The sequence below is a fragment of the Hymenobacter ginkgonis genome, assembly GCF_009755225.1.
Taxonomy (GTDB): Bacteria; Bacteroidota; Bacteroidia; order Cytophagales; family Hymenobacteraceae; genus Hymenobacter; species Hymenobacter ginkgonis.
This window is the reverse complement of sequence record NZ_WQKZ01000003.1, coordinates 782862-794942: the sequence shown is the minus strand read 5'-3', so window position 1 is coordinate 794942 and position 12081 is coordinate 782862. Positions and strand designations below refer to the sequence as shown.

Here is a 12081-nt window from a genome sequence, read left to right as displayed (position 1 = left end):
GCCCATCGTCACTGCTACTCGCTGCGCCAGGCCCGGCTGCCCGGCAGGTCACGCAATTGCATGACCGCCATTTGGCTCCCTTTCAACTAACGCTGAACTAGTATTCCATTTTCGGCCAGTTGTCGGCGCTCGGTGCTACGCCCATCAATAGGCTAGCGCATAAGCTATTAGCAGACCGCACTACCCTCACCCGCAACCTCAAGCCCTTGCAGCAGGCCGGTTGGGTAATGCAGGCCCCCTACTCCACCGATGGGCGCAGCCAGTGCGTGAAAGCTGGAGAAATCCGGCAATTGAGGTAGAGAAGGCTAAGTCTCAACGGCCCGCTTTCAGGTGAAAAGTGAGTTGAAAGTCATTGCGGATGGCATAAGAGCCTAGGTTTTGAAAGAAGCTGCTGGAGTTATAATTAATGCCGAATTGGGTGCGGTCGAGGCGCATCGTGCCTTGTAGCAGGAGGCTGTCGGGGCCGATGGGTGTGATAGTAACAGGTACCTGCACCGCGCGCGTCTGGCCCTTGAGCGTAAGGTGTCCTTGCGCCTGGCCGCCAGCTACCCGGTCGAGTTCAAAGAGGGCAGTCGGAAAGTGGGTCACGTCGAAAAAGTCCGCGCCGCGCAGGTGGTTTTGCAGTGTGGGATTGTCGTGGGCGAGGGTGCGCACGTCGACGAGTACGCGGGCGGCGCGCAGGTCGGTGGCGGAGGTGGCGACCAGCGTGCCGCCCGGTGCCAGCCGCAAGGTGCCGCTAGGGGCATAGCTGCCGGCCTCGGCATAGCCCGTCCAGACCAAGCGGCTGCCGGCGGGGTTTAGGGTGTAGGTGAGGGCGACGGGCTGCTGAGCGGTCGCGCCTAAAAGCAACACCAGGAGACTACCTAATAGCACTTTCATGAGGCGAAAAGGTTAAGTGGAAAAATGTAGTAGTTAAGAGGCAGTGTGGATGCCAGGCATCTAGCGGCTAGCCGGGCCAGCTTCGGTTTCTACCACGGCCCAGCCTTTGTAGAGGCGGCCGCGGGCATCCTTCGCCAGCACATACCACAGGGCATCGCCGCCGTAGAGCTGGCCGGCGCGGGCAAAGCGGTAGTTGCGCCGAAACGTATAGGTATGGCCTTTGCGTAGCCGACCACCCGGGCAGTTGAAGAGCTGCGCAAACTCGGCCGGCGTCTCGTGTAGGTTGGCGTGCCAGCCCGTCGAGTCGTACCAAATGAAGCTCCCACATGCTAGTATGCGCAGGTCGGCCACCTCCGCGCGCACGCTGGTTTGGTGCTTCCAGACGTAGGTGCCAGGTTGAGTGGCGTCGGGCACGGGCCGCACGAGGCCGGGCGTGTAGAAAAGCGAGAGGCCGGTAGGCACGCCCCGCAGCTTGGCCGGCAGCAGGCGGGAGCGGTCGGGCCAGGCGGGCGGCGGGGAGGCCAGCGGGGCAGGGCTGGCCTGGGCAGCTGCGGGGCGCGGTTGGGCCGGAGCCGCCAGCAGGGCCAGCGGTAGCAGCAGAGTTTTCAGGGGGTAGGAGGTGAGATAAAGCATGGCCCAAAGGTGCCGGCCTCTCCCCTGCTCAAACGCCCCATCTCACGCAATGGGCCGTCCCACATCCGGATGTGGGACTACTTGGCTTCGTAGTCGCGGGGGGCTACCCCAGTTAACTGCTTGAAAATCCGGTTGAACGTGGTTTTGGAATTAAACCCGCTTTCGAAGGCGATACCGAGTAGGGTGTAGCGCCGGGCATCGGGCGCGGCCAGGCGACGCTGCACTTCGGCCACCCGCAGGCCGTTTACCACGTCGTTGAACGACTGCCCCAGCCCGGCATTAATGGTAAATGAAATCAGCTTGGGGGCCAGGCCGGTGTGGGCCGCCAGCTCGGCCAGCGTGAGCGTGGGGTTCAGGAAGAGGCGGTCGTCTTCAAGGGCCCGCCGAATGCGCTCGGCCACCGCCACATCGACCGGGGTGGCGGGGCGAGGAGCGACAATGGGGGCAAGCTCCGGCGTGGCGGCTACTTCTGCCGGTTGGTCGAGTGGGAGAGCCACCAGTCGTGCGCGGGGCTCACCTGTGGATGTGGTTAAGTCGGCTTCGGTAGCCCGTACGGCCACCCGGTCGGCCTGCCGCAGCCCAACGATACCGATGAGAAAGACGACTATGCCGAGCAGCTCGGTGGAATAGTCATAGTCGTAATAGCGACCGAAGAATTCGCGTAGCACGACCTCGCCCAGCCACTGGGCGCTGACGATGGCTAGCAGCAGCAGCCAGCGCAGCCACCGTAAGCGCAGGGCCGAGATTTCCGAAAAGTTGTCGGCCAGCCACCGCCGGTAGTGGCGCAGCCGCCGCAGGCTCAAGAAGAGATAGAACGTAAGCGAAAGCCAGGTGCCGATGAACTCAACCCGGTACGTGTAGGGCCGGTGCACGTGCACCCAAAACCAGTTACGGGTGTCGTAGGGTTGAAAGCGCAGGCACCAGTACAACGCCGCCTGCGCCAGTACCGGCACGAAATGCCATCCGTAATGCCGCCAGCTCCACTGGAAATCCTCCTCCACAAGGCCCCGCACGTAGAAGTACAGCAACGGCCCAAAGGCCAGCGAGTAATAAATGGGCGAGAAATACAGGCCTGGGGCCTGCCGGTAAAGTCCGGATACTCGAAAAAAACCATCGAGCAGCCACAGGGCAATAGCCAGCATCAGCAGGGCTAGCAAGCGGTTTGGCAGCTGATTGTGGCGGGCCCACCACAGCAGGCCCGCGGCTAGTAACGCCTGGGCGACCACGGCCAACAGCAGTACGACGACGGGGGTAAGGGCAAGTTGCATAATCCAAAAAATCGGAGGGCAACAAGGAACTGCCTGACCAAGGCGTTTCCGCAACCGCAGCGGGCAGGTGCCTTGCTCCTACTCCTCCACTTGCGAAGGTAAAATTTTAGTGGCTTTGCAAACGTGGCAGCCCAGCCAGGAGGGCGGCTATACCATCGCCGACTCGCTCAGTAGCCGCGTCAACCCGTCGGACAAGCTGGCCGCCACTTTCTCGCAGTGTTACCAGGCTGGGCCCTACGCCAGTGACTTCCTCGGGGAAGTGAATCCCGGCGCGGCCTTGGCCCTCTGTAAGAGCTGCAAGCCATTTTCGACGCGGTAGTGAAAGCCGAGTAGCACCACCGCAGCGGGTAGGAAAGCTTGCTGCTAGCCCCAGAAGCTAGCGCTAAGGCAGGTAGTGACCAACGTTGCGGCGCACAATGCGCGCAAAATGCCTTTCTGCAAGCAGCCTAGCCCGGTGACGCCGCCGATGGTCCGTCGTTGAAGCTAATTGTCAAGGCACCAAAGACTGGCAACGCGGTAGTGGTAGTGCGGGGAAAATATGCGGCCTGGCACAAGCGCAAATAATGCTACTACTGACCCATACCCTGAAAAGTATACTTACTTACCAGTAGCTGCTGCTACCTAGAGGCCCTTTTCCCACCAGGTCTTTACGCAGAATATTGACCATTTTTGGATGGCCTATGGGCACCAACAACGCTATGTATGTGCAGTAAGCCGGCTAGAAGCTGTTTTTGCTTCGGCACTGACTCAGTGAATGAGGCTACCTATCAGCGGCCGTATTTGGCCTGCAGGTGGGCTTGCAGAACAGCGAGGCCCGCCGCCGTTTCGGGTGCGGCTGAGTTGGTAAACAGAATGTATGCCCGGTCGGCTTCCCGGATAAGCTGCACTTGGGTGAGAAAGGCTCCGGCATTTCCTTCGTTGTAGGCTACGTGGTGCTGGGTTTCTTGGTCGGTTTTGTTGAACCAGCCGAAGGCAAACGTGGGCCACCCGAACAGCAACTGCTCGCATACGGGCTGCGGTAATTCCGCAGTTTGCCCTTTTAATCCTCGGAGCTGGAGCTGCACAAATTTCACATAGTCCGGCAGCGTAACGTTTAGGTTGCCGGCGCTCAACAGCCAGTTCAGCTTGTAGTTGTCGGCGGGGGGTAGCGGGATGCCCGCCGGACTGTGTCCCCACGGCTGCTGCACATCCGTCAGGTTAGGATAATCAAATCCGAAGGCGATGCCGTGGGCCGTGCCCCAGTCTGTCACTAGCGCTTTGTAGGTTTTGCCAGTGGCTTTCTCCAGCATCAGCCCTGCCAGGATATAATCGGCATTGGAGGGGGTAAGCCCGTCGCGAGGCGACTGGGGCGGCTGGGCCAAAAAGTATTGGGCCAGTCGCCAGCGCTGGGTAGCGTTGTCGCCGATTATGCGTGCCTGGGTAGGTTGGGCAAATGAGTAGGTGTAGGCCGGTAACTTACCGCGAAAAGTCAGCAAGTCCTGCAGCGTGATGCGCCAGTAACACCGCCGGCTGGCAGCTTTCAGTTCTGGGAACAAGCTCAGAAAAGGTGTAGTCCAGGTTAGCTTCCCCTGCTCAACCAGTTGTGCTGCCACTAAGGCGGTGATGGCTTTGGTATTCGAGCCTAGGTGGAACCGGTCAGTCGGCTTGGCGCGCAGGTCGGAGTGCTGGCGCTGGATGCCGAGCACCTGGCATTCGAGCACTGCATCGGCCGATACTACCGCGTAGGCTAGCTCCGGGATATGGTACGCCTGTCGTACGCTGTCGGCGTAGGCACTGCTAGCCTGCCCCCGGGCGACGGAGCAGAGCAGTAAGAGAGCTAGCATGCTAATATGTGGCTGCATAGAGTATCGTAGCCAGCAAGCGTCGGCCCCTACTAATAGCCAAAGCTAAACGCTTAAGCGCTGGTACCAGCTGCTGGATGCGTTCGACAGCGGCCGCCGAGTTGGTTTCTTTATTGATGGTTAAACATAGGTCGCCCGGCGCTGCTTGAACAAGCAGGTCAGTTTGGTTGCGCAGCCACAGGTGCGTAGGCAGGCGCTGAGTAGCCAGCAGCGCGGGCACGGGGTGTAATTGGTCATTCAGATACTGGAGTTGAGCGGGCGGCGCGGCATCGCAGGTAGCTAGTAATATATACGTGGTTTCTGATTCGCTGACGGTAAATGATGTACTCTGGTGACCGTTCTGTTCTAGCAGTAACAGGGGCAACAAGAGGAGCCCACAGGCGAAGCGCAAACGCTTCATGCCAAGAAGAAAATGGTTTTTTCGGTCAGCAAGAAGCCCTGTGGGACGGACGTCGCCACTGCTGCTGAATTAGGCCGGCTAGTGCCATTTGGGTTGCAGAAACGCGCGCCCTCGCAAGGGCACTTAGGCTCGGGTGAGTGGTCAATTCACCACGGCTAGCAAGTCGCCCAGCAGCCTTAGTTTTTCGCCCGCAAGCTAATAAAAGCCCTTGATAAGGACGTATGCAACTAATTCGAGTAACTTAATGCCCATACTCAATGGCCGTAAGCAAGTAGCAGAAAAGCGCCGTCTTCCGCTTCGCCACTGCCTACTATCCGCCAGCCTTGCGCTGCGTAAAATCGAAGAGCTGGCGTATTAGTTTGTAGACATTTGAGCGTCGTGGGCCGACCGATTCGCTGTAAGCAATATTGTAAGAGCGCTTGGCCTATTCCATGCCTCACCAAAGCCGGATTGACGAACAGCGAATGAATGAAGTTGTCAGGTGGCCACCACGAAATAAAGCCCACAGGCGTATTGGCTTGCAGGGCTACCCCTACCTGTTCTTGGGCAGTTACCACATCGAAGTCCTGTAACTGAAACCGCTCTGGAGGCAGCCATGTAAAGGCTTTTTTCCGCGCCTCTAAATAGAGGTGTCGTAAGGCAGGGATATGCTCCGCGGTTTGCGCTACAATCAGCAGTGGCAGCTGCTTCTTTTCCATATCCCTAAGATAATATGTGCTGCCTTGCGCTACTAATTATAAGGTAAGTAGTGCCGCGCACACTTCTTCAGCTGGTAGGCCCCGTATTCGTATTCGCTTCTCCATATTCTGTACACTCAGTGGCAACGCCGAGAGCCAGTCCAGTTCCAATGCGTTCTCAATTGCGTCCACACTCGTGCGGTAGGTACCCCAACTGGAGCTTACAGCCTTATCGTTGGGCTCACGGCCGGCAGTCACGCAGGTATTGCTGGTGATGCGACTCACATCACTGCTACCGGTTGGCAACACGACAATCACTTTCCAACAGCGCGCCGGCAGGTCACCTTGCCGCCCGCATTGATAAGCCCGCGTGTACTCTTCCAGTTTCGCCAAGTCTGCCGGTTATTGTTCGGGGCCTGGAGCATCATAGTGGATATGGAACGTGGCCGAGTTATAGACAGTCGAACCCGTACGGCCGGCGCTGGGGCGATGCTGCCCGCGGTCAAAGCCGTACCCTAGGCACTGGGTTCCACCTAGTACCAGCTACCAGGCAATAAAGTATCGACCTGGAAGTCGTCTTACCGTGCTGCCCTACCCTACCTTCTCAGACACTAAACGCCAGCTTACCCAATTTGGCTTACCCTCCCTGGTCGCGGTTGTAGCAGAGCGTGTACTGGTCTTTAACGAGCAGGTAATTCTGTACTAGCCACCGCACCGCTCCGGTTGCCCAGAGCTAGGTTATCATCCCGCGTGGGGCCCTAGCAGCCGAGGTAGGGTCAGGCTTGGCACAAGGAACAGCAAGCCGCGTGACGCAGACCAGGGTAGCGAGCCAAATAAATAGGTAATTTATTTTTGCAAAAGAGAAGCAGAAACCATCTTGAGTCGCTGCGCATGCAGCCCTATCGTTGTAGTTAGTCGGCACCAAGCGGTAGTGCTTTTGGTTTATGAATCGGCTTCTACCTTCGGGCCCTACTCTGCCCCCCTTGTTTTTGCGCATTCCTTCTTTTATCAGCCTACTGGGCAGCTTAGTCCTGACGGCTTCTTTTCCGAGTCGCGCCCAGCGCGTGGCCTCTGCTGCTCCCCAGCCGCAGCGCGTGGATACCACCGCCTCTTTTACCCTACCCTTCGATTTAGTAGGTGGGCTGATTGTGCTGCGTAATCTTACCCTCAATGGGCAACAGGGCGATTTTCTGCTGGACACCGGTAATACCACCGCCCTAGCCGTAGAAAGCACGGCCTTTATGGACCAGTTACAGCCCAGTAGCTCGCATGCCGTGGGGCACGGGGCGACGGGCACGGTGGCCGTGCAAGAGTTGCCCGTCACCAACTTTCAGGTCGGCGCCGCTCACTACTCAGGCTTTATTGCCCAGGCTTTTTCCCTGGCAGCCATCCGCCGCTACGTGGGGCCGCGGCTCCTGGGCCTCATTGGCTACGGCTTATTGCGTGAGTATGAAATAGTCATTGATTACCCCCATCGGCGCGTGAGCTGGTATTCCCTTAACGTAGCTCAGCCCACTCGGCGCCCGTTCGTGCGCCAAGATTCGCTAGCGTTCACGCTGGTACGGGGCGCGCCCGTGGCGACGGGTTCGATAGGCCAGGTGCCGGTGCAGTTGATGTTGGATACGGGCGCGGCCGCCAGCAACCTCGACACCGCGTTCTGCCAAACGCTCGCCCCGGCCGACCAACCCACGAGCGGCCGGCGCGAGCCAATTGCGGGAAGCGACAACCACCAGCAGCTCGCCCACCAAGGGACCCTACCCACCCTATTGCTGGGGAGCACTACCTGGCAAAACCTGCCGGTGGTCGTTTTCCCCCTCTCCCAGCCCGTGAGTGGCCGCGCGCTGGGCTATCAGGGCATCCTGGGCTACCCCTTCTTTATTCAACATAAAGTCATTAGCTTTCACTACGGCCGCCAGCAGTTTTATTCCCTGACGCCTTCTGTGCCGGCCAAAGCTGCGCCCTAACTAACCCGGATAGGCGGTTACTTCAGTAGTAAAAAACTTTTTTCTATATTCGCTTTCACCGGCCGCTGGCAAAGCCGAGAAAGAAACCAGAATCATCAAAAGCCTCGTCCTTATGGTCGGGGCTTTTTGATGGGTGTCAGTTATAAAATGCTACTTCAGAAAATCACTGCTTTCCGTATCTATTTTGCACTCCTAGGCAACTAATTCCTCGCCTTATTGCACAAATCCGTATTCAACCCTGCCAATTAAGTAGTGGTTCACGGTCTATATAGTAAAAAGGTAAGCGACCTTTGTACTTCCAAGCAATTTTCGCGTGCCCTATGCATGTAGCTAATTCTTCACGCGCCGACTTTCTAACCCAGGTGCTCACCTCCTCCTTTCCAAACTCTTTCGCCAAGCGTTTTCAATTTGAGGATGGCGAAGTAGGGGCCGTTTATACTATGGGCCTGGACCCGCTTACTAAGTTACCCCATCCAGTAGTCCTCTACGCGGCCTCCTTTCCGCCCTCGTACCAAGGTACAACGCATCACTTTGGGCTTGTGTTCTCGGAGACAGCGGTAGCGAGTGCCCACGAGGCAGCTACCCTACTAACGCACTTTACTCAATCGGAAGCCGCGCGTTATCGGGCCAGCTGCTTAATCAATTGACTAGGCCTTGCCGATGGTAAAAGTATAGTCTTGCTTACTTTTCGGAGTAGTGTCCGCAAATAGTACGACCTTTGTCCATTCAGGGCGCAGAGATTGAGCGCCACTTTTATAGTACCCTTCTATCGCTCAATGCTATTAAATATCAATACTGATCCACGGGACCACAGCACGTGTGCCCTGAGCTACGAGGCAGAAAACAACTGGCTGCGGGCTACCTGGCGGGGCTACGTCGACCCAGCCGAGGCGATGCGCGGGGCCCAGGCGTACTTGCACCACGCCGCCCAGATGCCTAGTCCGTTACTGCTCAACGATAACTCTCAGCTGCGAGGCCCTTGGTTTGACAGCCTCGACTGGCTGGCCGAGGTGTGGGTGCCCCAGGCCAGCCGCCTGGGCCTGCGCTATGTGGCCCACGTGCAGCAAGCCGACCGGCATTCCGATATTATTCCCGCCCGTATGCCCAGTTCTGTGCCGTTCGAGTTGCAAATTTTTCAAAATCTCGAAGATGCGCAGAACTGGCTCCGGCAGTGCCGCATTCCATCTTAATGCAAAACGAGCGGAGCAACCGTCCATGCTAAAATTTTAGCAGGCGCGGTAGGTAGGCCAATGCGGTATAAGGCATTACGGACCTATTGATATGTGGCGATGGGTATTTCCTGCAACTAATCGAAGGGAAGAGGTTGCTATGCAGGCCCTCTTCCAACGCCTATCGAAAGCCCCGGCACGCGCAACTAATCAAATTTGCAGATAAAGCCAATTAGTGTGGTAGCCTAATTTATTATGCCTGCTACGCCAGCTATTAAGGCAGGTAAAAACTCTTCCATATTCGGCCGTGGACGTTGCAGTACTTGGCGCAACTGAGACCTTGGCAGGCAGCTGTTTTCTCGTGAGCAGGTGCCCACCAGAACCAATTTTACCTGCCTCTTTAGCGGGGATTGTAGCATATGGCTTGTGAGCCCGTGCCAAGGGGCCGCCCGCTCGTAGGCCTCCGCGTCATTCTGAACGGCATCTTTGGCAAATTGGCGCAAGACTTCCTAAGGCTTGAATACCTCGGACGAATTAGGAACCTCATCCGCAGCCTAGGTATCGTAGCTGAAAGGGTCAATGCCATTGCCTTTCGTAGTAGGGAGAGAGCTGCACTGCAGAAAGCTTTTTGCCTGTCGTAGCGCTTATCTGTGCGGTTGGTGTCCAGTTTCCTTAAGCACCGGCTGACCGTTTCTGGGGCTTAGACCTTGCAGTCATTCGTGTTCTGAATGACAACCCGCTTCACCGCTTTTTCCTCGCGGGCGAGGCCCTTGTCAAGCAGCCCGTGCTAACGGGCGCCAACCTTGCGTCTTTGAGGTATTATTATGCTGGGTTATCGCTTTTAAATACCCACGCAACCCCATACCTATCAGTAAATTGGCCATAACTACCAAAGGGCATTGGATGTAGAAGCGTGCACGGGTCGGGGTCCGCTCCCTCGGCCAGCTGTTCAAAAACGGCTTTCACTTCGGCATACGTTTGCCCCACGATAAACAGGCTTACCGTATTGCCGGGGCGGGGCTCCACGTTGGGCGCAGCCATCCAGTCGGTTGCGGACAGGTCAATCAGCCCGCTGGTCAGGCGCGCATTGATGATGCGGCCATGTTTTTCGACCGGGAATTGGTCTTTCATAGGGGTGTCGCCCAATTTTGTGAGGGTGAGTTCGCCGCCCAGACACTGGTGGTAGAACGTCATCGCCTCCGCACAATTACCGTCAAATAGAAGGAAGGGAGTACAATGTAGCATAGGGGGTCTGATTCAATGCACATCTTTAGAGCCGCAGCGTTCCTACGGACTGATACGTAGTGAGGAGCACACCTGTGGACGTCACTTGGGAATTGACGAACGCAAGTGCGCACGGAGCGACCTGGTCGGAAAAGAAGCGGGTGCCCCGGCCTAGCAACACGGGGTAGACCATCAGCACTACTTCGTCTACCAACCCCTGGTTAGATAATACGGGCGGCAGGCTTGATGCACCACTGCCAACCGAGCATCACGGGGAGTGGCTATTGCTTGCCGAATCAACGCATCCAACTCCCGCTGAACCGTCGCCGGTGAGGCACCCGTGTGCAAAGCTCTTCGACCTGGCCCACACCGGCCGGTGGAGCATCCGCCGGCACTAGCGTGGCGGGCCGCCCCGCCCCCCCTACCCCGAAAGCGCAGTGAAAGGCAGCCGGGCGAAACTTGATACCTACCAAGAAGTTGCCGTGCGCGTGCCAGTAGGTGAGAGGATATAGCTGCTGACTCACGCAAATGGCTGCACCGACAAACCTGGATGGGCTGCCCTGGCAAGCCGACAACTTCAAAATCCAACCCTTGGTTTAGCACCAGCTACATGTGCAGGGCAGCAAAACTGAAATCCTGACACTGCATCGCCGCCAAGTGCGGAGCGCGGGAGCGCGCAAATCCAGCTGCCAGTAACAGTCTATATATGGGCGTAGCTCAGCAGCTGGGCTCGGGAAAGTACAGCGCTGGGCAAAATGCGCCAAGTGAAGCAGCTCCGAATAGGTAGCGACCAAAGGAGGATTCATCTGCCACGAGTGATGGGGGTGACGCATCCTTTTCGGGCTAGTAGTTACAGGTACGACAGCCACCAGTAGGTGTGCTGCTGTTTGAACCGTTGGTACCAGCGGCACGGCAGGTACAATGCCAACACTACGGCCGCCCACACCAGGTAGGCTCGCCCCAAGTTGGGAACGTAGCCGGGCGGCCAGTCGCTGACCTGGCCAAATGCCAAATTCACGGCTCGGCCAAACGCCAGCGTTGTCCAAACCCAGGAGAAGGTGCTGATGAGCGAGAAGTGCAGCAGATAATAAAAGAAAGGCACCTGTCCAAACGTGCGCAGCACCCTGCTAAGCCAACCGGTCGCAGTTTCTACTTGACTGATCACCAGCAATGTTATACCAAGGGTAAGGCAGAGAAAGAGCAGGGAGGGTGGGGATTTAGTCACGTTGACGAAGGATAGCATCGTGTGGAGCATCCCCTGTGGCTGTATGCTCCAGGGAGTCGGGTCGCCGTACCAGTTGGTGGCGCGCAGCACGCCAAACAGGCCCAACAGCCCCGCGCCGGCCCAGCGAAGTCGCCGGTTGCGCGCGGGCAGCGGTAAGGTAAACCACGGCCCTACCAGGTAGCCCGCCAGCATCACGCCCAGCCACGGCCCGAGCGAGTAGGACACCAGCACCAGCTTGCCCAGTACCGGCAGCACAAACGGCCCGTTATGCAGCAATGCCCACCCGGCATTGGCCGCCGTGACGGGTTGGATGTTTGGCAATACATTATGCCCAGCCAGGATGACGAAACACAGTCCCACCAGCAGCCAGCGGGGCAGCCAGATGAGGCCGGCCAGCAGCACCATACTGGCGCCAATGACATAAATAACCAGCAACAATATCAGGTCGTAATTCCAACTCAGGATAAAGGTGAGCAGCCCGATTTCCGCTAGCACCAGCCACATGCCCCGGGTAAGGAGAAAGCGGCTGACGGCGGCCTTGTTTTGCCGCTTTTGCTCGTACAGGTAGATACTGCTGCCCGATAAAAAAACGAAGGTAGGGGCACAAAAATGCGTGACCCAGCGCGTGAGAAAGAGCAGTGCCGAGGCGTGGGCCACGTCTTCGGCCCGCACGGGCGTAGGGCTCCAAAACTCGCGGCTGTGGTCAAGGGCCATGATGACCATGGCCAAGCCCCGCACAATATCTAAGGCTTGGATACGAGGCGTGGCAGCCCGGGTAAGCACCGGAGCAGGCGCAACAAG

13 protein-coding genes are annotated in these 12081 nt (G+C 57.7%); 4 read left to right on the top strand and 9 right to left on the bottom strand.

Going from position 1 to position 12081, the window contains the following annotated elements; genetic code table 11:
• Positions 1 to 119: 119 nt before the first annotated feature.
• Positions 120 to 299, top strand: a complete 180-nt coding sequence (locus tag GO988_RS24770; RefSeq protein WP_394351224.1) for a hypothetical protein — start codon at positions 120 to 122, stop codon at positions 297 to 299.
• A 13-nt stretch (positions 300 to 312) separates the two neighbouring features.
• On the opposite strand, the gene GO988_RS14715 is transcribed toward GO988_RS24770, so the two are convergent.
• The 3 genes from GO988_RS14715 to GO988_RS14705 form a co-directional block, all read right to left on the bottom strand.
• Positions 313 to 879, bottom strand: coding sequence for a YceI family protein (locus tag GO988_RS14715; RefSeq protein ID WP_157566745.1), 567 nt, complete (start codon positions 877 to 879; stop codon positions 313 to 315).
• A 60-nt stretch (positions 880 to 939) separates the two neighbouring features.
• Entirely contained in the window at positions 940 to 1512 is a 573-nt protein-coding gene (locus GO988_RS14710) for a hypothetical protein (RefSeq protein ID WP_157566743.1), read from the bottom strand.
• Positions 1513 to 1589: 77 nt separating this feature from the next.
• Positions 1590 to 2780: a helix-turn-helix domain-containing protein gene (locus GO988_RS14705; RefSeq protein ID WP_157566741.1), complete on the bottom strand. Its 1191-nt coding sequence runs from the start codon at positions 2778 to 2780 to the stop codon at positions 1590 to 1592.
• Positions 2781 to 2889: 109 nt separating this feature from the next.
• Here GO988_RS14705 and GO988_RS14700 point away from each other — a divergent pair, with 109 nt between their 5' ends.
• Entirely contained in the window at positions 2890 to 3099 is a 210-nt protein-coding gene (locus tag GO988_RS14700; protein ID WP_198172770.1) for a hypothetical protein, read from the top strand.
• A gap of 448 nt (positions 3100 to 3547) precedes the next feature.
• On the opposite strand, the gene GO988_RS14695 is transcribed toward GO988_RS14700, so the two are convergent.
• The 3 genes from GO988_RS14695 to GO988_RS14685 all read right to left on the bottom strand — a co-directional run bounded on the left by GO988_RS14695 (position 3548) and on the right by GO988_RS14685 (position 5719).
• Positions 3548 to 4603, bottom strand: coding sequence for a serine hydrolase domain-containing protein (locus GO988_RS14695; RefSeq protein ID WP_198172768.1), 1056 nt, complete (start codon positions 4601 to 4603; stop codon positions 3548 to 3550).
• A gap of 1 nt (position 4604) precedes the next feature.
• Positions 4605 to 5021, bottom strand: coding sequence for a hypothetical protein (locus GO988_RS14690; RefSeq protein WP_157566737.1), 417 nt, complete (start codon positions 5019 to 5021; stop codon positions 4605 to 4607).
• A 254-nt stretch (positions 5022 to 5275) separates the two neighbouring features.
• Entirely contained in the window at positions 5276 to 5719 is a 444-nt protein-coding gene (locus GO988_RS14685; RefSeq protein WP_157566735.1) for a GNAT family N-acetyltransferase, read from the bottom strand.
• Positions 5720 to 6687: 968 nt separating this feature from the next.
• On the opposite strand from GO988_RS14685, the gene GO988_RS14680 reads away from it, so the two are divergent.
• Both GO988_RS14680 and GO988_RS14675 read left to right on the top strand, forming a co-directional pair.
• A complete protein-coding gene (locus GO988_RS14680; protein ID WP_198172767.1) occupies positions 6688 to 7662 on the top strand; it encodes a pepsin/retropepsin-like aspartic protease family protein in 975 nt (324 codons plus the stop codon).
• A gap of 776 nt (positions 7663 to 8438) precedes the next feature.
• Positions 8439 to 8852 carry a hypothetical protein gene (locus tag GO988_RS14675; protein ID WP_157566731.1) on the top strand — a complete coding sequence of 138 codons (414 nt, stop codon included), beginning with the start codon at positions 8439 to 8441 and terminating at the stop codon, positions 8850 to 8852.
• Positions 8853 to 9653: 801 nt separating this feature from the next.
• On the opposite strand, the gene GO988_RS14670 is transcribed toward GO988_RS14675, so the two are convergent.
• From GO988_RS14670 to GO988_RS14660, 3 genes are all read right to left on the bottom strand, one after another.
• Positions 9654 to 10076, bottom strand: a complete 423-nt coding sequence (locus tag GO988_RS14670) for a VOC family protein (RefSeq protein WP_157566729.1) — start codon at positions 10074 to 10076, stop codon at positions 9654 to 9656.
• Between the two features lie 25 nt (positions 10077 to 10101).
• Entirely contained in the window at positions 10102 to 10296 is a 195-nt protein-coding gene (locus tag GO988_RS14665) for a dihydrofolate reductase family protein (RefSeq protein WP_157567338.1), read from the bottom strand.
• Between the two features lie 609 nt (positions 10297 to 10905).
• Positions 10906 to 12063: a DUF1624 domain-containing protein gene (locus GO988_RS14660; protein WP_198172765.1), complete on the bottom strand. Its 1158-nt coding sequence runs from the start codon at positions 12061 to 12063 to the stop codon at positions 10906 to 10908.
• Positions 12064 to 12081: the final 18 nt, after the last annotated feature.